The sequence below is a fragment of the Synechococcus sp. W60.3 genome, assembly GCF_047502615.1.
In the GTDB taxonomy this organism is placed as follows: domain Bacteria; phylum Cyanobacteriota; class Cyanobacteriia; order Thermostichales; family Thermostichaceae; genus Thermostichus.
The window spans coordinates 1-22,569 of record NZ_JANSHJ010000005.1; the positions used below are offsets into that span (position 1 = coordinate 1).

Genomic DNA, 22,569 nt, shown 5'->3' on the forward strand with positions numbered 1-22,569 from the left:
GCATGGATCCAGCCCTTCTGTTCCCATCGCCTCAAGGTGTGGAGACACACCCCAAGATAATCCGCCGCTTCTCTCGGTTTTACATATCTAGCTATACCAAGCAGCTATACTGAACATACTGTACATTATTTTCAAGTCATGCTCTCGATGAGCCTCCTGGCCCGCTCCTTGGACTATGCTCAAAGCAACAGCGACCTGCTACTTCAAGCTTTCCTCCAACACCTGCAACTGGTGGCGGTGCCGCTGGGGATCGCGTTGCTGGTGGGTCTGCCGCTGGGTTTTAGCAGCTCCCGCTCGCAGGTGGTTTCTCTGGTGGTGATCAATGCTTTTAGCAGCTTGCGGGTGATCCCCAGCTTGGCGATTTTGTTTTTGGCCATTCCCTACTTTGGCCTTGGCTTCCGCTCGGCGGCCATTGCCCTGACGATCTTGGCCTTGCCCCCCATTTTAATCAGCACCGACGTGGCCTTCCGCAGCCTGGATCCGGCCCTACGCGAAGCCGCCTTGGGCATGGGCATGACCCCTGCCCAGGTGCTGCGCTATGTGGAGATCCCTTTGGCGTTGCCGGTAATCTTGGCCGGCGTTAAAACTGCTACTATCGAGGTGGTTGCCAGCGCCACGTTGGCGGCCTTTATCGGGGCGGGCGGGCTGGGCAGCTTTATCACGCTGGGGTTTGCCCTCTACGACACCGCCATCCTGCTGGTGGGGGCGATCCCGGTGGCGCTGTTGGCCATGGGTGCCGAAGTTGTCCTCGGCGCTGTGCAGCGAGCGCTAGAACCTCCTCAAGCCTAGGGATCCCATGCTATTTTCCTCGATTGCTTCCCGGATGCGCTTGCCCTCCCTGGCTTCTCGGTCGATCCCTTTGCAGGTGGCGCTGCTGTTGCCGCTGCTGTTGGCGGTGGCCGGGGGGGCGGGCGGGGTGAGCTACCTCTCCTGGCGAGCCGGGCGGCAGATGGCGCTGCAGTTGGCCGAGCACCTGAAGCGTGAGGTTAACCACCGAGCCGAGGAGAACCTACACCGGTATCTGCAGGCCCCCCTGCAGGTCAATGCCCTCACTGAGGGAGCGGTGCGCTGGGGGCTGTTGCCCAATCTGGCCGCTCCTCAGCCTCCCGATCTGGAAGTCTTGGAAGCGTATTTTGCCCGCCAGTTGCAGCAGTTTCCCGAGCTGAGCTATGTCGGCTTTGTCTCTGAGCAGGGGGGGTTTATCACGGCCCGCCGCCACGCCGATGGCTCGATCTGGACTTACCACACGCCGGGCCTGAAGCCGGGATCCGTCCAAGGCCGCCAACGGGATCCGGAAAGCGGGGATCCCACCGGCTTGACGCGGCAATTGGGCTTTGTGGATCTGCAGCGGCTGTCTTGGTTTCCCGCAGTCCTGCAACAGGAAGGGGCCCGCCGTACCTGGGTGGTGAGCAACTTTTTTGTCGAGTCTCCCCATCAAAGGCCGGAGCGGCTGGTCCTGACGGCGCTGCCCTTGGCGGATGGGGAGGGCGGGGTTTACGGCAGCCTGGTGGCTGCTCTCTCGGCTCAGCAACTGCAGGCTTTTCTGGAAGATCTGCAGGTCAGCTTGGGGTATCCGGGGGTGAGCTGGTTGCTGGATGGGGAGGGCCAGGTGGTGGCCGGCACGGAGGAGCTCTCCCCCCACCCGCTGCTGCTGGCTGTGCAAGAGCAGGTGGGATCCTGGGAGGTGGCGGCCTCACAAGGGCTGCTGCGTCTTGAGGTGGACGGGATCCGTTATCTGGCACAGGTGACGGCCATTCAGGATGAAGGGGGGCTGAGTTTCTATTTCGTACAGGGGATCCCGGAGGAGATCCTTCTCGCCCCTGTCTATCGCAGCACTCAGCAGGCGGCCCTCTTGGGCGGGGGGCTGCTGCTGGGCTTTCTGGGAGCTGGGATCCTCCTGGACAAAGCCCTCTCTCGCCCGCTGCGCCGCCTGACCCAAATAGCGGAGCAATTTGTGCAAACTGGGATCCCAGCCTTGGCCTCTATGGATCCCGGCCCCATCCAAGAGGTGCAGACCCTGGCCAAGGCTTGGCAACAGGCGGCGGCCAGCCAACAGGCGCTGTTGGATCGCCTCTGGCAACAGCAGCAGCAGTACCGCGCTGTGGTGGAGCAGCAGACGGAGCTGATCTGCCGCTTTCGGCCCGATACTTCCATAACCTATGCCAACCCGGCCTACCTGCGCTTCTTTGGCCGCTCAGCAGAAGAAACGATAGGCAGGCGCTGGAGGGATTCTCTGCCGCCGGAAGAAGGGGAGGCGGTACTGCAGGCGCTGGCCGTCCTCACGCCTGAGCACCCCTTCCACCGCAGCGAGCGGGAGTACCCTGGCGAAGACGGACAATCCCGCTGGGTGAGCTGGGTGGATCAGGGCATTTTCGACAGCCAAGGCCAATTGGTGGAGATCCTGGCGGTGGGGCGGGAGATCACCGAGCAAAAGCGGGCCCAACAGCAGCTAGAAGCCCTTAACCGCGAGCTAGAAGTCCAGGTGGCGCTGCGCACCGCCCAGTTGGAGCAGGCTTTGCGCTTTGAGGCAGTGCTGCGCTCCCTCAGCGGCCAGATGATGGCCAGCCTCAACGAGGGAGAGATCTTGGAAGAGGTGGTCAAGAGCCTAGCCGAGGCTCTCAACCTGACTGGCTGTCATATTCTCTTGACCAGCGCCGATGGATCCTCTTGGATCCGGGCTTGCTCTTTTCCAGAGAAGGCGGATCCCGCCTCCCTTAACGACCCTGAGCTTGGGCACCTGCTGCACTCCCATGCCTTGCCCTGGGAAGTCCACTGGTGTTCTCAAAGAGGCGGGCGCTGGGTACACCTCTTGGCTTGCTCCCTTCGAAACCACCAAGAGCGGCTGGGGCTCTTGCTGTTGGAGCGGCAGCAGGAGTTTTCCGAAGCCGAGAGACAACTGGCCTATCAGGTGGTCAACCTGTGCGCCCTGGCCCTGCGCCAGGCCCGTCTGTACGAGGAGACCCGGGCCCAAGTGAAGGAATTGGAGCGGCTCAACCTGCTCAAGGACGATTTTTTGAGTACCGTCTCCCACGAGCTGCGCACCCCCATGGCCAATGTGCGCATGGCCCTGCAGATGCTGCAAATAGCCTGCGATAACCCTAAGAAACAGCAGCACTATTTCGCTATCGCTCTCAAAGAATGCAACCGACAAATTGATCTCATCAACGACCTGCTGGACATGCAGCGACTGGCAGCCGAGAAGTATCTGCTCCAGCCGGAAGAGATCTTCCTGCCGCACTATTTGCGGGATCTGGTGGCGGCAGCCCAGCCTCTAGCCCAGGGCAAAAAGCAGAACTTGCAACTGCGCCTAGAAGAGGGGATCCCCCCCCTTAAGGCAGATCCCAAGGCTCTGGGCCGCATCCTGCGCGAGCTGCTGCACAACGCTGTCAAGTACACCGCCCCTGAGGGATCCATCCGTCTGCAGGTAACTCCAGAAGGAGAAGGGATCCTCTTTGTCTGTAGCAACAGCAGCGAGATCCCAGAGGCGGAGCTGCCCCGCATCTTTGAAAAGTTCTATCGGATCCCGCAGTCGGATCGCTGGAAGCACGGCGGCACCGGCCTGGGGCTGTCCCTGGTCAAGCAACTGGTGGAGCACATGGGGGGCCGGATCTCCGTCAGCAGCCTGGAAGGATGGACCCATTTCCGCGTTTGGCTCCCTTCTGCCCCGCCGGCAGCAACTGCAAAAAGCCTTGAACCTGCGGGCGCCGCCTAGGAACGGCCAAAGGCCGGCTCAGGGGAAGGCAAGCTGGAAGCGCGCAAGAAGGATCCCCGCAGCTGACCGCAAGCAGCGTTGCCATCTAGGCCACGGGTCTGGCGCACGCTGGCCTGGACGTGGTGTTCCTCTAGCAGGCGGACAAACTCCGCCACCCGCGCCGGGTGAGGGCGCTGATAGTTGGCCTCGGCGATGGGGTTGTACGGGATCAGGTTGACGTGTAGGCGTGCCCCCGACTGGCTGGCCTGGCGCAGCAGGTGGGCCAATTGACGGGCATGGATGGGCAGGTCGTTGACCCCGGCTATAAGCGTATACTCAAAGCTAACCCGCCGTCCCGTGCTCAGCATGTAGTCGCGGCAGTCCTGGATCAAAGCCTCCAGGGGATAGTGGGCTGCGGAAGGGATCAACTGCTGCCGCAGCTCCTGGTTGGGGGCGTGCAGGCTGACGGCTAGGGTAATTTGCAGATCCTGCTGGGCCAGCCAGGGGATTTGGCGGGGCACGCCCACGGTGGAGAGGGTGATGTGCCGCTGGCCGATGCCGATATCTTGGTTCAGGCTGCGGATGGCCTGCACCACCGTGTCGCGGTTGAGCAGGGGCTCGCCCATGCCCATGAAGACCACATGGCTGACGCGGCGGCCAAAGTCCTCCTGCACCGTTAACACCTGATCCAGAATTTCGTGCAGCTTGAGGTTGCGCCGGTAGCCCATCTTGCCGGTGGCGCAGAAGTTGCAGGCCATGGGGCAGCCCACCTGGGAGGAAACGCAGACGGTCAGCCGCCTGGCGGTCGGGATCCCCACCGTCTCGATCAACTCCCCATCCGCCAACTGCAGCAAAAACTTGACCGTGCCATCGCGGGATTCTATCCGCTGCACCACCTGGGAGCGCCCCACGGGATACTCTTGCAGCGCCTCGCGCCAGGCCTTGGGAAAGACCGTCACCTCCTGCAGGGAGCGGATCCCTTTGTGGTAGAGCCAGGTGTGCAGTTGTTGGCCGCGGTAGGCCGGCTGCCCTTGCTCAACCGCCCAGTCTTTCAAGGCAGCTAGGGATTGCCCAAGCAGGGGAAGGGGTGGGGCAGACATAGCGCCGTTCGCAAATCCATTGAAAGGCAAATCGGATCCCAAGCGGAGGGGATCGAGCTTCTCTACTCTAGCCTGTCGGCCAAACTGGATCCCTAGAGCTGGTTTTGGCAAGCGGGCCTGCCGTCCCGGATAATAGGCTTGCACGCTTACGCTTCTGGGGGTGCGGGGGTGGATAAGCCCCGCCCTGTACCCCCCTATATCCGACTGGGGGGCAGTCAGGGTCGGGATACAGCCACCCCCGCAAAAAATATCGTAAAATCAGATTGGCTGTACAAAACGGCGTTGCCGGAATCTGGTACAGCCCTGCGATAGGGCATTCCGTGGCTGCTTGCAGAGGGTTCTTGCAATAGCTCCCCGTTCGCGCTAGCGGAACGGAGTCCTTCGAAGCGAGAAGCCTGCTCTCTACCCGTTCGCGTCAGCGGCGCAGAGCGCTTTAGGGTGAGAGACGGGAGTATGTCACTTGCGCTATGTCGGTTTCGCCGCAACTGGCCCAACTGGCCACCTGGATGGCCGGACATTTCAACAATCTGCACCAGGCTATAGCCGAGCCGGTCTGGTTCGCCAACATTCACGTCTACCAATGCCCTCTGCCGTGGTCGGTGTTTCAGGGGATAGGGTTTTACGTGGAGCAACTGTACGATATCTACCCCGACCAGCCCTACCGGCAGCGGGTCATCCACCTTTTCGAGACGCCAGACGGGATCCGCATTCAAAACTACGCCCTGGGATCCCCGGAGGCCTACAAATGTGCTGGCCGAGATCTGGGAAAACTGGCCAGCCTGGCGGCGGCAGAGCTGGAGCTTTTGCCCGGCTGCGCGGTTCAGGTGGAATGGACGGGATCCTGCTACCGGGGCCGCAGCGTACCCGGCAAGGGCTGTATCGTCGAGCGCAAGGGCAGAACCACCTACCTCTATAGCGAGTTTGAAATCGGGGCCGACTACTTCCACAGCCTGGATCAGGGGCGCGATCCCGAAACAGATCAGGTGGTCTGGGGATCCCTTTCCGGGCCCTTTCGGTTTGTTAAAAAACAGGATTTTTCCTGCTACTTGCCCCGCTGGAGCTAGCTCCCCATCCAAACCCAGAAGGCCAGGATCCCATCCAGAGCAAGAGCAACAGGGCAAACCCCCAGCAGCCTGTCCATCCAAGGCTGGACATAGGGCCGCTGACCAGGTAGTACACAAAAGGATAGCTTGGTAGCCCCGCACTTGAGTGTGGGGCGGAAAAGCCCGCTAGCCACTTTAGTCGCTTACCCATGATGGGGGTCGTTGATATAGTTTCATAGCTCAAACAACCTCTTCCTGACTTCTCCCACCAAGACCTCTTTCTTTCTCTTTGGCCAAAAAATAAGATAAACAACCGCTAGCCCCACACCATGGTTGTAGTGATTGTACCGTTGACTTTCCTCTCGCACTATCGCTTATTTAGGTTGGAACAAAGAACAAAAACAAGAATGCGGTTTTAACCAAAACTTTGTTTTCGTCCCAACAGGTCGGTTCAAGGAGCGTATCGTGCAATTATGTCAGCATTATGGCATGGAGTTTATTGAGGTAGAGGAGGCGTACAGCTCGCAGGCAAGCTTCCTAGATGGAGATGAGCTACCTAGTTATGGTGAAAAACCCGACGGGTGGAGACCCTCTGGGCTGAGGCAAATGCTGCCGCCAACCTGCTTAAGAAAGTCAGCAGAACCTTGGGGCTTTGCGTTAAGGAACTGTCTAGAGGCGCTTTGACAACGCCGTTGCGGGTTCTTTTGTGGACTGCGTAAGAATCCCCCGCCTTTAGACGGTGGGAGTGTCAACAGGCCCCCCTGGCTGGTGGAGCGAGGTCAAGGCGCTCGACATCGGCCCAGCGGATCTGCCGGCGCAGCCCACCCAGACGGGGTAGGTGGATTGCATGCCCACCTCGTCCACCCAAACCTGCTGGCTTAGGGATCCCAGCAGCGCCGCCATTCAGTCCAGATCCTGGAAAACTGGCCCTGGAGCTAAGCTAGTAGAGCCTCCAGAGAACCTGAGAAAAGGGTTTGTTGGCCGCTTGTCGATTGAGTCTTGAGTGATTGATATGTAATGAATGTATGAAAGCTCAGCTTCCGGTTACAATTTTGACGGGCTTTTTGGGCAGTGGTAAAACCACGCTGCTCAAGCGCATCTTGCAGGAGGAACACGGGCTGCGCATCGGGGTTATCCTCAACGAGTTTGGCGAGATCTCCATCGATGGCGAACTGGTCAACATGCCCCAAGGAGGGCTGATGCAGCTCAGCAACGGCTGTCTCTGCTGCACGGTGCGGGAGGATCTCGAACGGTCGGCTCGCGAGCTGCTTCAGCATGCCCAGGCGTTGGACTACCTGGTGGTGGAGACCAGCGGCGTGGCGGATCCCAGGCAGGTGGCCGAGCTGTTTGTACAGAGAACCTTCCACGAGGAGCTGCGCCTGGATGGGATGGTGACCCTGGTGGATGGGGCCGAGTACTGGCGCAACTTCCAGCGGTCCCAAACTACCGCCCACCAGATCAGCAGCGCCGACATCTTGCTCCTGAACAAGGTAGATTTGATCACCCCAGCCGAACAAGAGAAGATCCTGTTAGATCTGCGTCGCTACAACCCCGACGCTCCCTGTCTGCCCACCACCCACGCCCAGGTGCCCCTGGCCCGCATTTTGGATGTGCACGCCTTTCGCCCAGAGCTGTGGGATCCCAAGCTCTCCGCTGCCGAGGCTGAAGGTCACGCTCACCCCAGTCACCATCTGGAAGAAGACGGGATCCAATCTCTGAGCTTTCAACTGCAGCAACCGCTGGATCTGGCGGCCTTCCGCGATTGGCTGCAGGATCTGCCGGAGACGATTTTTCGCGCCAAGGGGGTGCTGTGGGTTGTGGACGAGCCGCAGCGGGTTATCTTTCATCAGGTGGGCCGACGACAGACCCTCTTCTTGGAGCGGGAGTGGGATCCCGATGAGCCGCGTTGGTCAAAAATTGTCTTCATCGGCAAGGAACTAGAGCGGGAAGCGCTGGCCGCCGGCCTCAACCGGCTGTGTCGGGCAACCGCCGCCTGCCCATGAGTCCAAGTTTTGGGATGGGATAACCGCGATGGCCCGCAGCAAACTTTCAGAACAAGAACAACAGCAAATTGTTAGCACCTACCGCGGCTCGGCAGCCACTGCCGCCGAATTGGCCGAGCAATTTCGGGTAAGCGTTACCACCATCACCCGTGTCCTCAAGGAAAACATCGCTGCCGACGAGTACCAGCGGCTGATCCAGCTCAAACGCTCAGCAGCTCGCCGCAAAGACACGGGCGAGGAACCCACCCTTCCCCTGGACGGCATGGAGGGGCAACAGGTCTTGCCCCCACAGGGGGCTGCCGACGCCTCCGATCTCAGCGATGTCAGCGAAGGGGAGCGGATCCCTGAGGACAGGACGGCCACGGTGGCAGAACTGGCCCCCGAAGAATTGCCGGCCCAGCTCGTAGCCGAGCTTCAAGAAGACCTAGAAGACGACGAGGACAACGACCTGGAAGACGAAGAAGACGATGACGACGAAGAAGAGGATGCCGACGATTTTTTAGACGACGCGGCAGCGGTGCCCTCAGAAGATCCCTTGGCGGATCCCGTCCATCACATCCAAGTACTCCCCCTAGAGAAGCTCGACCTGCCTGAGACCTGTTATGTTGTGGTGGATCGCTACCAAGAGCTGACCACCCGCCCCCTCAAGGAATTTCTGGGGCTGGGATCCCTGCCCGTAGAGGGGATCGAAAACGCCAATACGCTGCCCATTTTCGACAACCACAAGGTGGCTCGGCGCTTTTCCGAGATGAGCCGTCGTGGCAGCAACACCTATCCGCCCTACCGGGTCATCCAATTTCCCGGATACATTCTGGAGATTGTACGCCCACAATTGCAGAAGAAAGGCATTACCCATCTGCTAATCGATGGACAAATTTACAGCCTGTGAGGTGTAGCCGCCGAATTCAACTACAGCTTGCTCTTTCGTCAGGAGATCCAGCGCACCGACGGAAACTCCACTGACAAAGGTTTTAGCTTATGGGACGATATAGGTTCTGGCCAAGCAGGCTGTAACTGCCCAGTTGTCTAAATTAAAAGTCTTAACCAGAACACTCAACCATGGATCCTCAAAAGATCAACGGATAGACTTATGTCGGAGTTTCAACTGGTTTCTTCCTATCAGCCCACGGGGGATCAACCCAAGGCGATTGCCGGCTTGGTGAAGTCGATTTTAGAGGGCCATCGATTTCAAACCCTGCTGGGGGCAACCGGAACCGGCAAAACGTTTACCATTGCCCATACTATCCAGCAAGTCGGCAGGCCCACCTTGGTGATGGCTCCCAACAAAACCTTGGCCGCCCAACTGTGTAACGAGCTGCGAGAGCTTTTTCCCTACAATGCCGTCGAATATTTCATCAGCTATTACGACTATTATCAACCGGAAGCCTATGTGCCCAGCACCGATACTTACATCGCCAAGTCTTCTTCCATCAACGATGAGATCGACATGTTGCGGCACTCCGCTACCCGCTCTCTATTTGAACGGCGAGATGTCATCGTGGTGGCCTCGGTAAGCTGCATCTACGGCTTGGGCATGCCGGAGGAATACCTGAAGGCTTCCATCCCCTTCCAAGTCGGCCAGGAGATCAACCAGCGGGAGGTCTTGCGGGATCTGGCCGGCATTCAGTACGAGCGCAACGACCTGGAGCTGGCGCGGGGGCGATTTCGCGTCAAGGGCGATGTGCTGGAAATTGTGCCGGCGTATGAAGATCGGGTGATCCGCATTGAATTTTTTGGCGATGAGATCGAGGCCATTCGCCTGATTGATCCGGTTACAGGTGAGATTTTGACCAGCCTCAGCGCCCTCAGAGTCTACCCGGCTCGTCACTTTGTAACGCCAGAAGCCCAGTTGCAGCAGGCGATCCTCAACATTGAGCAGGAGCTGGAGGAGCAACTGGCTTTCTTTCGCAAACAAGGCAAGCTACTGGAAGCCCAACGGCTAGAACAGCGCACCCGCTACGACCTGGAAATGCTGCGGGAGGTGGGCTATTGCAACGGCATCGAAAACTACTCTCGGCACCTGACGGGGCGCAAGGAAGGGGAGCCGCCTGCTTGTTTAGTGGATTATTTCAAGGCCAACGATTGGCTCTTGGTGGTGGACGAATCCCACGTCACCGTGCCGCAAATCCGCGGCATGTACAATGGGGATCGCGCCCGCAAGCAGGTGCTGGTGGATCACGGGTTTCGCCTGCCCAGCGCCCTCGACAACCGCCCTCTCAAAGCCGAGGAGTTCTGGGCCAAAGTCCACCAATGCGTCTTTGTTTCCGCCACGCCCGGCAACTGGGAACTGGAGCAAAGCGGAGCCCAATTTGAAACGGTGGTGGAAAACGGCAAAACCCTGAAGTTCTATGTGCCGGGCACCGGTCGGGTTATAGAACAGGTCATTCGGCCCACCGGGGTGGTGGATCCGGAAGTGCATGTCCGCCCCACAGCCGGGCAGGTGGAGGATTTGTTGGGAGAGATCTACCTGCGATTGGAACGTTCGCAGCAGGGCCTCCCGGAACGGGTCATTGTGACCACCCTCACCAAACGCATGGCCGAAGATCTCACAGAATACTTGCAAGAACGCGGGATCCGGGTTCGCTATTTGCATTCCGAGATCAGCTCAATTGAGCGGATCGAAATTTTACAAGATTTTCGCGAAGGAGCTTTTGACGTACTGGTAGGGGTCAATTTGTTGCGGGAAGGGTTGGATTTGCCGGAAGTCTCCTTGGTGGCCATTTTGGACGCGGATAAAGAGGGATTTTTGCGGGCGGAGCGATCCCTGATTCAGATGATCGGGCGAGCAGCGCGCAATGTCCGTGGCACGGTGGTGATGTACGCCGACACCCTGACCGGCAGCATGGCCCGGGCCATCGCCGAAACCCAGCGCCGCCGGGAGATTCAATTGCAATACAACCGCCAACACAACATCACTCCTAAGCCCATTATTAAGAAAAACAGCAACGCCATTCTGTCTTTTTTGGCCATCTCCCGCAAACTCAACAGCCAAGACCTGGAAAAAGCCTTTCCAGTTGCAGACGAAATCCCTCTTTCGGAGATTCCAGAGCTGATCGGCCAACTGGAACTGAAGATGAAAGCAGCGGCCAAAAACCTGGAATTTGAAGAAGCTGCGCAACTGCGAGACCAAATTAAAAAGCTGCGCCAACGCCTTTTGGGCCACCATCAGAGCACTTAAGGTCCTCGCTTGGATCGGCCAAAATCGGGATTTGCTTATGCCACCATAGGCTTACAGCAGCATCCTAGGGATCCCCGAGACAATGGGCGTTCGGGTCCAACGAGCCATTCGAGACTCTGTCCTGCTGAAGGGAGCGGCCCTGGCGGTGGGGCTGATAGCCGGGATTGGCCTCTGGCTCCTGCCCGCTCCGGTCTCCAAGGCTGCTGGGATCCCGGTGGCCCAAGCCCTCGAGTTGCGGGATCCCGGCTTTTCCCACCCCACTCCTGCCGAAGCGCCAACTCTTGAGGGATCCCCTTCCCCGACCTCTAGCCCACTGCGGATCCCCTTGACCGGCCAAGAGGGCACAGAAGTCTTGGTGGGGAACATTCCGGTGTTTCGCCTGCAGACGGCAGAATACCCCAGCGATGTGCGGGCCGACAACGTGCGGGCAATCATTGAGCGCTTCTTGGAAGAAGGCCAGTTGCCAGAGCCGGAGGTACGGGTGGCCCAGGATGCCAACGGCCAGTACGTCCTCCGCCTGGGAGAAAGAGGTCGCTTTGAGGCCACCCAGCGGTATCTGTTTACCGTCACCTATGCCGACGCCGCCGCCGAGCGCAGGGTGCCGCTGGGCCAGGTGAGCCTCAACGACGTGCGTCTGGTGGCCAACACTTGGGCGCGGCGGCTGGAGCAAGCCATTGCCGAGTACCGGCAGGATCGGCTGGATCTGCAGCGGGCGCAGGATCCGCGCGTGCTGATGCTCACCATCCTGGCCGGGCTGGCCACCGTGGCAGTGGGGTTCTTTCTCTGGCGGCTGTTCGACCGCAGTCTCGTCCGCCTGCAAAGTTGGTTGGAGCTCAAGGCCGACCCGGCCTGGGGGAGCTGGATCGACATCGCAGGGGTGCTGCTGCGAGGCCTGGGGGCAATTCTCATTGCCGGCATCTCTCTGGATCGCGGCATCAGCTTTATACCTGCCCTGCGGCCTTTTCAGCGCGCTTTTTACCTGGGCTTGGGGCGCGTGGTGGCCACGGCGCTGGGCGTCCTCACCCAACCGCTGCCCAATTCCAGCGTCTCCATCGCCAGCTTGCTGGTCTTTTTTGTGCTGGCCGCTTTGGTCTTCACCGTTGCCCACTACGTCAGCGTTGGCTTTAAGCAGCGGTTTCTGAGCCGGCTGGGACTGGATCTGGGCACCCAGGAGTCTACAACGGCCATCTTCAAGTACATCCTCACCCTGTTCGGGATCCTCTTGGTCTTGCCCTTCAGTGGCCTCAATTTGGGATCCCTGGCGGTGATTGCCGGGGCGGTGGGTTTGGGGATCGGTTTTGGTCTGCAAAACCTCTCCAACAACTACATCAGCTACATCGCCATCCTGCTGGAGCGCCCCATCCAAGTCGGGGATCTGGTGGAAGTGGACAACCTGCTCGGCACCGTGGAGCGCATTGGCCCGCGGGCCACCGTCCTGCGCACTTTGGATCGCATCTTTGTAATCGTGCCCAACTCCCGCTTCACCGAGTCGAAGGTGGTGAACTGGAGCTACCGGGATCCCCGCTGTCGCATCCACATTCCCGTGGGCGTGGCCTACGGCTCCGATACCACCTTGGTCACCGAAGCCCTGCTCAGCGCCGCCAAGGAAAATCCGCGGGTACTGAGCAGCCCCGCCCCGCAGGTGTGGCTCAAGTCTTTTGGCCCCTCTTCCCTCAACTTTGAGCTGCTGGTGTGGATCAACCGGCCCCAGGATCAATTTGTCTTGATCAGCGAGCTGAACTTTGCCATCGAAGCAGAGTTTCGCCGGCGTGGGATCCGCATCCCCTTCCCCCAGCAAGATATTCACATTCGCAGCCTCGAAGGATTTGCTCCCCCCAGTCAAAACGGCGGATCCCGTTCCCTGCCCGATGCCGCTTCCATTCAGTCCGCCCTCAGCGAAGCGGCAAAATCGTTGGAAGACCAAAATGGCGTTTCCTGAGCGACACCATGCTGCAACGGTTAGATGAGGCACTGGGTAGCTTTGGCAGCCATCCGTGTTGGGCTGAACTGAAGCAAATGCAGCTCCTAAGACAGCTCTGGCCGGAAGTGGTGGGAGAGGCGGTAGCAGCGCAAACCTATCCCCTCAACCTGCGCCGCCAGGTGCTACAGGTGGCCACCTCTACCCCGTCCTGGGCGCAAAACTTAACTCTGCAGCGCCAGCTCATTCTCAGGAAACTCAACAGCCGCCTGCACCCTCCTCTCAGCGACATTCGCTTCAGCCCCGGCGCTTGGCACGAGGGATCCAGCCCGTCCGCTCCCCACCCTGATGCGGAGTTGGTAGGCAAGTTTTACCCCATCTCATCTGCAACCCCAGCCCAAAAGCAGCCTGCAACCGCTCGCCGCTCCGGCTCACGGCCGTCTCCCGCCGATGCTAAAGCCGCTTTCGAACGTTGGGCCCGACTGGTGAAACAGAGACAAACTCAGCAAAACCTGTTCCCTTGCCCTGCCTGTGGCTGCCCCGCCCCTGCCGCCGAACTGGAGCGTTGGTTGGTCTGCGGGTTTTGCCATCGCCAGTCCTTGCGCGTGCGCAGCTAACTCAGGGAACTCAAATTAGGGCTGTTTCCAGGGGCAACGAAACAACTCGTTAGGTCGATCCCCAGCTCCCTTCTCCCAGAGGGAGAGGGGCCGGGGGTGAGGGGAACTCCCCCTGAGGTTGTGGATGGTGGCGGCAGCGGCCTGGATTCTCGATGAAGGCAACTGCAAACCCTCAATCGTTCATGGCGTGGTAGGTGGCCACCGCCGACGGCGATACGCGGTTCAAGTAGCGGAAGATCCAGTACTTAAAGAGTGTATCGAGGAAAACCGGAAAAGTGGCAATAAAGCCGTAGATAAAATTGCGGTTTTCTGGCAGACCCAGGTGGGCAGCTAAGCTGCTCAGCAGCACCTCCCAGCCATGGGGAGAGTGGTAGCCGACGAACACATCTGTGAAGAGAATAATAATGAAAGCCTTGGCACTGTCGCTGAGGCCATAGATCAGGCGATCCAAAAAAGACTTGAGAACTTCAATTTCCTCGTGCCCGATGAAGATCAGCCAGCCAAACACCAGCAGCGATAGCACGTCGGCAAGGACGTTCTTGAGGCCTTCCAAATTCTTACGGCTGTATTTTTGCAGCAACTCCTCTGCCTTCTTGGACAGTTGGTCTTCGGATTCCAGGTCGAGCTCTGGAGATTGGTGGTGTAAAGCCCGCTCAAACTCTATTTTTTCCTTGAAAAACTCAAACTCGGAGAGAGCCTTTTCTTGAAATTCGTAGCTCAGAGCCAGGATGGTGGGCTCCCGCGGCTGAAAGCGATCCACCAACGGCCCGAACAGGAAGTGTTTCGAGAAAATCTGGACAAGCAGCGGCAAAATGGCCAGCAGCAACAAAAACCGAACTGCCACCAGTGTGCGCGTGCGTTGGCTGCGATACTCCTGGAGCAGCTCTTCTTCTGCCTGCGAACTCAGCTCACGGCGGATCTGGTTGGCCGTACGCAGGATGGAGCGAGGCAGGAGGGCCGTTTTAGAGGCAACCGGGGCATTGCTGTTGTCGAGGTTTGTCTTAGCAAGATTGGTCTTGATGGAGGGATCGGAGGGCTCCGGCTGGCTTGAGGTCAGTGGCTCTGGTTGCTCTTGAGACTTGGGCGGAGGGGAGGTGGACCTGGGTTGAGCAGCGGGGCGCTTGTAGCGCGAGGTCACCTGATCGATAAACTCCAGCTTTTCCAAAATCGAGGGATCCCGACTTTGCCGGCCATTTTCAGCGTCTTTACCGTCGTTTTCAGAAGGGCCGACGGGGGCCTCTTTGGCCTGATCTTTGTCGGAAGAGAAGGGAGGGCCGCTGCCATTTTGCTCGGGATCCGGCAGGCGAGAAAAAACGCTACTGGCCCTGAACTCCGCTAAACTAAGATCAATTTGACGCAATTCCTGGCGCAATTGGATCTGAAAGTAGCGGCTGGTGTTTTGGCCGTGGTTTCCGTTGCTGCCGATGGATCCCCCCTGAAAGTAGCGGTCTTCGATGGCTTTGATGCGCAGGGCAGCTTCATAGGCTCGATCGAGGGAGCGTAGGGGAGTACTTGAGATCCATTGGCCGAGCCTGCTCAACACGGATTCCCCCATTGCTTTTTCCTGTGGCGGTTTTTCTCAGGGCTGATCCATGCATTTTTCAATGGCTAACTATTGTAACAACTTCTGGGAGGCTGGGCAGGGATCCGGATGGGGAAGCGGCCCGTCTGGATCAAAACCGTGTTGAAGGGGTTAGGGCTCAGGATCCCTTGAAGCGGCTGAGGGCAAAAGCGCAGATCTGCAGCAGCCGCAGCCCGTCCCGCACATGTTGGATGTTGGAGCGCCCATAAGTTCTGGGGAAGTAGCGCACCGGGATGTCCAGGATCTTGAGGGTGCGCTTGGCCGCCCCCAACAACAGGTCGAAATCCCCAAACGGGTCAAAATCCCCCCATTCTTGCCGCAGCTTGGCAATCTGCCAATAGTCCTCCCGCCACAGGGCCTTGGTGCCGCAGAGGGAATCTTTGATGCGGATGCCGAGAATGTGGGAGAGGAGAGCGGCAAAAAAACGATTGGCCCACTGGTTGAGGCGCGGCATCGCTTCTGGTTTCAGGGGATAGACGAGGCGGCAGCCGTTGGCAAAGTCGCACCGCCCGGAGGCCACCGCGCGGAAAAACTTGGGGAGCTCTTCCGCCTGGACAGTCAAGTCGGCGTCGAGAATGATCAGCACATCGCCGCTGGCCGCGGCAAACCCCTTGCGCACCGCATCTCCCTTGCCTTTGCCCTCTTGCCGGAGAGCCTGGATGGTGCGGATCCCCTGGTATTCGTCCTGAACCCGCTGGATCTCAGCCCAGGTGTCGTCGCTGGAATGCCCCTCTACAAAAATGATCTCGGTGCGGGATCCCATCTCTGGCAACTGCTGCACACAGCGGCGGATGTTGCCCGCCTCGTTGCGGGCTGGGATCACCACTGTGCAAGAAGGTTGCTCCTCAAGGGGGGGATCCCAGGCGGGATCGGGCTGGGGGCGGGCGATCGTGTATTCCGTTAGACAAAGGGCGTTGATCCCGGGCAAGGGGGCAATGAAGCGGTTAATCAGCGTCGAAAGCAGTGGGATCCGCCGCGGCAACAACAGCCGCTTGCCCTGCTGAATGACCTCGTACCCTGCTAGGTGCAGCAAATTGGCCACATCGCCTGCCGAGAGCCAGTTGGCTGCCGGCAGGGGCATGCGCTGCTTGAGGACGGTCGCCAGGCTTAGCAGCGGCTCCCAGAGGGGGTTGTGGTACGAGAGGATCAGGCGAGTGCGCGGGGTACAAAAACGGCGCAGCCGCTCAAGAACCTGCTGAACGTCTGCCAGGTAGCCCAAGGTGTTGACGAGCAAAATAACGTCAAAAGGCTCCGCTAAGATGGGATCCTGCTTGTCCAGCGTGTGGGCATCCTGCACCCGAAAGTGAAGATGGGGAAACTGCCTCTGCGCCTGGGCAACAATCTCTGCGTCCCAGTCAATCCCCACCCCAAAACTGGGCTGCAAAGCGTTGAGCAGGGATCCGGTGCCGGAGCCGATTTCCAGAATGCGCAGGCCTGGGGGAACGAAGAAGCGGTGCAGCCGCTCCAGATCCTCGTGGTAGTAGCGGTTTTTTTGCCGCCAGTAGTGCAGGGGGTGGGTCAACGCTCCCGGGATGTCGCCAGATCAGCTTTAGATCATAAAGGGCGGTGGGCAATCCGCAGACAAGCCCTGGCGAGCAGGAGACTCAGCGACGACGCACCCTATCTCTTTGGCTGACGAAGACGATGGCGCCGAAGAGAAGCCCCAGCACCACTGCGCCGTACAGCAAGCTCCAGAGAAAGTTAGCCAGTGAGGGAGTCATAAAAGAGTTTCCTCCTCCTGCGAATAGCAACTACCCAGCTATTCTCTGACTATACCGATCTTTGTCACCCCTCCCCGCCCGATCGTCCCCTCCAATGACAGGCACTTGGCCGATTATTTCGTTTGGTATTCCAGGGGCACCTCCTCTAGGGTTTGCCTGGTGCCGGCAAAGGGGTTGTCTGGGGTTAAGAAGAGCATACAGTGACATTCTTTGCGCTCGCGCATTGGCACGCAGGGGCAGTTCCAATAGCCGGCTTTCACTTCCGCCTCTTTGTCTTCGTAAAAGCGGCAGGGACAGAGCGGGGCGCCCAGTTGCTCTTTGTGCAGAGCTAGACCCTCAATCACCGCTGTCGTAATTGCGGGGTCGGAGCAGAAAAAAGTGCCGGTGCGTTTGGCGTAGGTTTCTGCAAAATGCCGCATCACCTCGAAGGTTCTCTGCGAGGCCTTGTTGTGACCACGACTTTGATTTTCCATACCGATTCCCAGGGGTGTAACCAGTAATCCGGGCTACCTCGCTCTTCGTTGTACAGCAGACTCCTGCTCAACACGAACAACAACGGCCTTGCTGTTACACAAGGCAACATTTTGAGACAACTTCAACACACTCCCCGGAAAGAGAAGGTCTGCTCTTCAGGGTACTACCAACACTGGGCAAGGGGAGAGGTCGATGACCCGGTGGCTGACGGATTCGTTTTTCCGGCCTTCGGCTAGGCTGATGCCGCGGGATCCCATCACGATCAGGCTGATCTCCAGCTCGTCCGCCACGTCGCAGATGACAAAAGGAACCTTCCCCTCGCGATACTCGCTCTTGACATTTTGGATGCCAATCTGCTGGAGGCCAGCCTCAGCCTGTTTGAGCAAGTTGTGGATACTTTGGCGGGCTTGCTCGGCTTGCTCTGGGCTCAGGTCCGTGCTGTCTAGGACGGAGAGCAGATAGACCTGGCTCTTGTAGCGCTGCGCTATGTCCGCCACCAAGGGCAGGGCGTGGCTAGTTTCGCGCGAGTTGTCGATGGGAAAGAGCAGTTTGTCGAACATAGTCGCGGATCCCACACTTAAGCCCGCCCCTTCCCTATCCACGTCGGGGGCTGGCCCTATTCTACCAATCAATTTTACCGGAAGCTCAATGGCCTCCTTCCACCCCTGCCCGTTTTTCTATTGTCAGGGGCTCGACCTGGGCTGCAAACGGAGCCCCTCTCCTGTTGGGATGAGCGGCCATGCCCATCATCCCGCAAAACTCCAGCCGCCTTAGGCCATGCTGGGCTGAAATTTACGCAATTCCTGCCAAAAATCCATGATTTTCAGATTGACCAAACTTGGAAAAGAATAATGAAAAAACTGTCGTCCCCCAGGGCAAAACCACATTTGATCCCCTGGCTTTAAGTGGTTTCCCCACTTCTCGAGCGAAGCGGGATCCACAATGGGGTCATCCTCGCTGGCGCAAACCAACATCGGCACCGACACTTTCTGGGTTGGAATCGCTACCACCTGAAATAGGGAGTGAGGTATGGGGGAAGTGTCTAAATCTTTAGCCAGGGCATAGGAGAGTGAGCGCGCTCGCCACTGTTCTGAAGCTGGCAGAAGGCTCTGGGCTATACGCACCAGGAGCTGTTCTCGGCTACAGCAAAACATTTTTCGCTGCATGGGCCACATGCGCCCCCAGCAGCCAAAAAGATCAGTCAAACGGGCGTTGCCCGCCCCCTAGGGGATCTACTTTTGCAAGTTAGATCCCCCTTCTTGCCCTCAATGTTGTCGCTGTCATCCCCGCTCCTTTTGCGTTGCTAAACAAGCTTTTTTAGGAAAAGGCCAGAGACTTTGCCCCAGAGCTGCCTCTGGCCGCACGGACACATCCTTTCGAGCCATACAACCAATTATTGATAGTAAATCTCAACTTTAAGCTGTAGTCTACTCTAAGCTTCTTGAGAAAAGATATCAATATACTTAGGGTTAAGTTTTGTTAAAAGCTGGATTGGCTTCGCAGGCTGCGGCTCTCGTAGGCGGTAGTTGTTCCTGAAGGGCCGGGTTTAAGCAAGAAATCCCGTGGCAGCTAGTGATAAAAAATCTCTTTTTTCTTGAGATTAGTTTCAATCAAGCCAGAGTTGGCCCAGCCAAGGGGTAAGGAGCCCAGAGGAGATGTCGAGACATCTGAAGCTGTGGACGGAGATAGGGCTTTATGTTCTCAGCTACTCCCTGCCTGTTCCTAGCTCAGACCGAAAGCAACTGTGCCGCCTGTGCCCATTAAAGTTTTCCGGAAGCCAAAGGGATCCGGGGGCAAAAATCCACTAGTCTATTGGCAATCTGGCTTCGGCCAGAACTGTCTAGCCAATTGCTGAGGTGCAACTGTGGAAACGGCCATCGAGTGGATTACCGCCCATGAGATCCTCGACTCCCGGGGGCAGCCGACCTTAGAAGCTTTGGTGGGCCTAGCCAATGGGGCAACCGGCTTGGCCCAGGTGCCCAGTGGCGCTTCGACCGGCACTTTTGAGGCCCACGAGCTGCGGGACGGGGATCCCAAGCGCTACGGGGGCAAGGGTGTGCTGAGGGCAGTGGAAAACATCCTCGGCCCCATCCAGTCGGAGCTGCGAGGGGAAGATGCCCTCAACCAGGCCCGCATCGACCAGTTGCTGATCGATCTGGACGGCACCCCCAACAAGTCGCAACTGGGAGCCAATGCCATCTTGGCAGTTTCTTTGGCTACAGCTAAGGCGGCTGCCAGTGCAGTGGGCCTGCCTTTGTACAGGTACCTGGGTGGACCCTTTGCCAACCTGCTGCCGGCGCCGCTGATGAATGTGCTTAACGGCGGCGCCCACGCCGACAACAACCTCGATATTCAAGAATTTATGATCGTGCCCATCGGAGCACCCAGCTTTCGCGAGGCGCTGCGCTACGGAGCCGAGGTGTTTGCAGCCCTAAAACAAGTGCTGCGGCAGAGGGGACTGTCCACGGGGGTGGGGGATGAAGGCGGATTTGCCCCCAACCTCGACTCCAACGCCGCAGCTTTGGATCTATTGATGACGGCTATTGAACAGGCGGGCTACAGGCCAGGGGAGGATATCGCCTTGGCCTTGGACGTGGCGGCCAACGAGCTGCTGCAGGATGGGCAGTACCACTTCGAGGGCAAAGCCCGCAGCGCCGAGCAGATGGTGAACTACTACGAGCAACTGCTGGCCAACTATCCCATCCTCTCCCTGGAAGACGGGCTGGCGGAAGAAGATTGGGCCGGCTGGCAGGCCATGACCGCCCGCTTGGGATCCCGGGTGCAACTGGTGGGGGACGACCTGTTTGTAACCAACCCGGCCCGGCTGCAGAAAGGCATCGACAGCGGCGCTGCCAACGCCATTTTGATCAAGCTCAACCAGATCGGCACCCTGACAGAGACGGTCTCGACCATTCAACTGGCCGTTCAGGCGGGCTTTCGCACCCTCATCAGCCACCGCTCCGGTGAGACAGAAGACACCACCATCGCCGACCTGGCGGTGGCCACCCGCGCCGGCCAGATCAAAACCGGATCCCTCTGCCGCAGCGAGCGCATCGCCAAGTACAACCAACTGCTGCGCATCGAAGACGAGCTGGGGGAAGCGGCAGTTTATGCCGGTCAGGTGGGCCTGGGTCCTAGAGCTCGCTAACTTCCCGTTCCGTCCCAGGGGATCCCTAGCACCTGCACCAAAAAGGCCCAGCGGTCGGCAGCTTCCTCAATCAGCTTGCTGGTGGGCTTGCCGGCCCCGTGCCCTGCCTTGGTGTCGATGCGGATGAGGATGGGCTGGGATCCCCCCTGGGCTGCCTGCAGGGCAGCGGCAAACTTGAAGCTGTGGGCGGGCACCACCCGGTCGTCGTGATCTGCCGTGGTGATCAGGGTGGCGGGGTAGGCGGTGCCGGGCTTGAGGTTGTGCAGGGGGGAGTAGGCGTAGAGGGCCTTGAATTCCTCCGGGTCTTCCGGGGATCCGTACTCGGAGATCCAGGCCCAGCCGATGGTGAACTTATGAAAGCGTAGCATGTCGAACACCCCCACGGCGGGGAGGGCTGCTGCAAAGAGATCCGGCCTTTGGGTCAGGCAGGCCCCCACCAAGAGGCCGCCGTTGCTGCCGCCGGCGATGGCCAACTTGGAGGGGTTGGTGTAGCCGTTGGCCATGAGCCACTCAGCCGCGGCGATGAAGTCGTCGAACACCTTTTGCTTGTTGAGCTTGGTGCCCGCTTGGTGCCAGGCTTCCCCGTATTCGCCGCCGCCGCGCAAACTGGGCTGGGCGTAAACCCCTCCCATCTCCAGCCAGGCCACCAGGCCCACCGAAAAGCTGGGGGTCAGAGAGATGCCAAAGCCGCCGTAGCCGTACAGCAGGGTGGGGTGATCCCCTGTCCGCGCTAGGCCGCGGCGGTGGACAAGGAACATGGGGATGCGGGTGCCGTCTTGGCTGGCGTAGAACACCTGCTGCACCTCATAGGCCTGGGGATCGAAATCCACCTGGGGCTGACGGAAGAGGGTGCTGCGGCCGCTGGTGAAGTCGTAGCGGCAGATGGTGGGGGGAGTGGTAAAGCTGGTGAAGGTGTAGAAGGTCTCGGTGTCGTGGCGCTTGCCGCCAAAGCCGCTGGCGGATCCCAGCCCCGGCAGGGGGATTTCCCCCAGGTAGGTGCCGTCTAAAGCAAAGGTCCGGATCTGGGTGTGGGCGTCTTTGAGGTAGAAGGCAACGAACTGGTTGTGGATTAGGCTAACTCCCTGCAGGGTCTCCTCGGCTTCGGGGATCACCTCTTGCAACTGACCTGGGTTGTCGAGATCAATGGCCACCAGTCGCCGCCGGGGAGCCTGGAGGTCCGTCAACAGCCAAAAGCGGGAGCCGTCGTTGCCGACAAAGGCGTACTCGGCCTGGAACTCGCGGATAAGCTCCACCACCGGCGAGCTGGGATCCCGCAGGTCTTTGTAGAAGAGGAGGTTTTTGGGATCCGTGCCCCGCCAGACGGAGATGATTAGGTAGTCTCCATCTTCGGTAACCCCGCCGGCAAAGCCCCACTCTTTTTGGTCAGGGCGGTGGTAGACCAAGAGATCTTCCGACTGGGGGGTGCCCAGGCGGTGGTAGTAGAGTTTTTGGAAGTAGTTGGCGCTTTCGTACTCGCTGCCAGGGGCCGGCTCGTCGTAGCGGCTGTAGAAAAATCCCTGCCCGTCCAGCGTCCAGCTGGCCCCGGAGAATTTAATCCAGCGCAGGTGATCCGGCAGGTCTTCTCCCGTTTCGATATCCCGCACCTTCCACTCCTGCCAGTCGGAGCCGGAGCGGGAGAGACCATAGGCCAGGTAGCGCCCGTCGCGGCTGATGGCAATCCCTGAGAGGGCCACCGTGCCGTCTTCCGAGAGGGTGTTGGGATCTAGCAAAACCCGCGCCTCTCCCTCCAGGCTTTCTTGGGTATAGAGAACGCTCTGGTTTTGCAGGCCGTCGTTTTTGAAGTAGAAGTAGCGGTTGCCCTCTTTGAAGGGCTGGCTGTATTTTTCGTAGTTCCACAGTTGCCTCAGGCGCTCCAGAAGCCGCTGCCGGGCCGGGATCCGCTGCAAGTAGTCAAAAGTTAGGCGGTTTTGCGCCTCGATCCAAGCTCGCGTCTGCTCAGAATCCAGATCCTCCAGCCAGCGATAGGGATCCGGCACCGCTTGCCCATGGTAGAAGTCGACAACAGTGGGATCCGGATGGCTGGGCGGGTAGTTGAGCATAGAGACGGAGCAACAAAAGACCAATTCCACTATG

Annotated in this window: 18 protein-coding genes and 2 pseudogenes; 9 read left to right on the forward strand and 11 right to left on the reverse strand. The window is 59.1% G+C overall.

Features of this window, described 5'->3' with window-relative positions; translation table 11 throughout:
- A pseudogene (locus tag NW846_RS02795) lies at positions 1 to 95 on the reverse strand (IS607 family transposase); the annotation flags it as partial.
- A 52-nt stretch (positions 96 to 147) separates the two neighbouring features.
- On the opposite strand from NW846_RS02795, the gene NW846_RS02800 reads away from it, so the two are divergent.
- Both NW846_RS02800 and NW846_RS02805 read left to right on the forward strand, forming a co-directional pair.
- Entirely contained in the window at positions 148 to 789 is a 642-nt protein-coding gene (locus NW846_RS02800; protein ID WP_414348148.1) for an ABC transporter permease, read from the forward strand.
- Between the two features lie 34 nt (positions 790 to 823).
- Positions 824 to 3,712 carry an ATP-binding protein gene (locus tag NW846_RS02805; protein ID WP_414515249.1) on the forward strand — a complete coding sequence of 963 codons (2,889 nt, stop codon included), beginning with the start codon at positions 824 to 826 and terminating at the stop codon, positions 3,710 to 3,712.
- Here NW846_RS02805 and rlmN read toward each other — a convergent pair.
- Positions 3,709 to 4,791, reverse strand: a complete 1,083-nt coding sequence (rlmN, locus tag NW846_RS02810) for a 23S rRNA (adenine(2503)-C(2))-methyltransferase RlmN (RefSeq protein WP_414348153.1) — start codon at positions 4,789 to 4,791, stop codon at positions 3,709 to 3,711. The two genes, NW846_RS02805 and rlmN, sit on opposite strands and share 4 nt — an antisense overlap.
- Before the next feature lie 467 nt (positions 4,792 to 5,258).
- Between rlmN and NW846_RS02815 the strand changes: the two genes are divergently transcribed.
- Entirely contained in the window at positions 5,259 to 5,855 is a 597-nt protein-coding gene (locus tag NW846_RS02815; protein ID WP_011431360.1) for a chromophore lyase CpcT/CpeT, read from the forward strand.
- Between the two features lie 215 nt (positions 5,856 to 6,070).
- Here the strand turns inward: NW846_RS02815 and NW846_RS02820 are convergent.
- Positions 6,071 to 6,202, reverse strand: a pseudogene (locus NW846_RS02820) (IS200/IS605 family transposase); the annotation flags it as partial.
- A gap of 364 nt (positions 6,203 to 6,566) precedes the next feature.
- Positions 6,567 to 6,737: a hypothetical protein gene (locus NW846_RS02825; protein WP_414347064.1), complete on the reverse strand. Its 171-nt coding sequence runs from the start codon at positions 6,735 to 6,737 to the stop codon at positions 6,567 to 6,569.
- A gap of 122 nt (positions 6,738 to 6,859) precedes the next feature.
- On the opposite strand from NW846_RS02825, the gene NW846_RS02830 reads away from it, so the two are divergent.
- From NW846_RS02830 to NW846_RS02850, 5 genes are all read left to right on the forward strand, one after another.
- Positions 6,860 to 7,837 carry a CobW family GTP-binding protein gene (locus NW846_RS02830; protein ID WP_414347066.1) on the forward strand — a complete coding sequence of 326 codons (978 nt, stop codon included), beginning with the start codon at positions 6,860 to 6,862 and terminating at the stop codon, positions 7,835 to 7,837.
- Between the two features lie 28 nt (positions 7,838 to 7,865).
- Positions 7,866 to 8,726: a hypothetical protein gene (locus NW846_RS02835; protein ID WP_011431357.1), complete on the forward strand. Its 861-nt coding sequence runs from the start codon at positions 7,866 to 7,868 to the stop codon at positions 8,724 to 8,726.
- A 201-nt stretch (positions 8,727 to 8,927) separates the two neighbouring features.
- Entirely contained in the window at positions 8,928 to 11,015 is a 2,088-nt protein-coding gene (gene uvrB / locus NW846_RS02840) for an excinuclease ABC subunit UvrB (RefSeq protein WP_011431356.1), read from the forward strand.
- Between the two features lie 82 nt (positions 11,016 to 11,097).
- Positions 11,098 to 12,954 (forward strand): mechanosensitive ion channel family protein, encoded by a 1,857-nt coding sequence (locus NW846_RS02845; protein ID WP_414347069.1) that lies wholly within the window; start codon positions 11,098 to 11,100, stop codon positions 12,952 to 12,954.
- Positions 12,955 to 13,031: 77 nt separating this feature from the next.
- A complete protein-coding gene (locus tag NW846_RS02850) occupies positions 13,032 to 13,550 on the forward strand; it encodes a DciA family protein (RefSeq protein ID WP_240527320.1) in 519 nt (172 codons plus the stop codon).
- A 172-nt stretch (positions 13,551 to 13,722) separates the two neighbouring features.
- Here the strand turns inward: NW846_RS02850 and pxcA are convergent, their stop codons facing one another.
- From pxcA to NW846_RS02880, 6 genes are all read right to left on the reverse strand, one after another.
- Positions 13,723 to 15,093, reverse strand: coding sequence for a proton extrusion protein PcxA (gene pxcA / locus NW846_RS02855; RefSeq protein WP_414347071.1), 1,371 nt, complete (start codon positions 15,091 to 15,093; stop codon positions 13,723 to 13,725).
- A gap of 157 nt (positions 15,094 to 15,250) precedes the next feature.
- Positions 15,251 to 16,654 carry a glycosyltransferase gene (locus NW846_RS02860; RefSeq protein ID WP_099812766.1) on the reverse strand — a complete coding sequence of 468 codons (1,404 nt, stop codon included), beginning with the start codon at positions 16,652 to 16,654 and terminating at the stop codon, positions 15,251 to 15,253.
- 82 nt (positions 16,655 to 16,736) lie between these two features.
- Positions 16,737 to 16,853: a photosystem II reaction center X protein gene (locus NW846_RS02865; RefSeq protein ID WP_011431350.1), complete on the reverse strand. Its 117-nt coding sequence runs from the start codon at positions 16,851 to 16,853 to the stop codon at positions 16,737 to 16,739.
- Between the two features lie 113 nt (positions 16,854 to 16,966).
- Positions 16,967 to 17,326: a ferredoxin-thioredoxin reductase catalytic domain-containing protein gene (locus NW846_RS02870; protein WP_414347074.1), complete on the reverse strand. Its 360-nt coding sequence runs from the start codon at positions 17,324 to 17,326 to the stop codon at positions 16,967 to 16,969.
- Between the two features lie 156 nt (positions 17,327 to 17,482).
- A complete protein-coding gene (locus tag NW846_RS02875; RefSeq protein ID WP_414347076.1) occupies positions 17,483 to 17,887 on the reverse strand; it encodes a universal stress protein in 405 nt (134 codons plus the stop codon).
- A gap of 210 nt (positions 17,888 to 18,097) precedes the next feature.
- Positions 18,098 to 18,532 carry an alpha/beta hydrolase gene (locus NW846_RS02880; RefSeq protein WP_240527803.1) on the reverse strand — a complete coding sequence of 145 codons (435 nt, stop codon included), beginning with the start codon at positions 18,530 to 18,532 and terminating at the stop codon, positions 18,098 to 18,100.
- 659 nt (positions 18,533 to 19,191) lie between these two features.
- Here NW846_RS02880 and eno point away from each other — a divergent pair.
- Positions 19,192 to 20,475, forward strand: coding sequence for a phosphopyruvate hydratase (gene eno / locus NW846_RS02885; protein WP_414515252.1), 1,284 nt, complete (start codon positions 19,192 to 19,194; stop codon positions 20,473 to 20,475).
- Here eno and NW846_RS02890 read toward each other — a convergent pair.
- The gene (locus NW846_RS02890; protein ID WP_414515254.1) at positions 20,472 to 22,535 is read right to left on the reverse strand and encodes a prolyl oligopeptidase family serine peptidase; all 2,064 of its coding nucleotides are present in this window, start codon (positions 22,533 to 22,535) and stop codon (positions 20,472 to 20,474) included. The two genes, eno and NW846_RS02890, sit on opposite strands and share 4 nt — an antisense overlap.
- Positions 22,536 to 22,569: the final 34 nt, after the last annotated feature.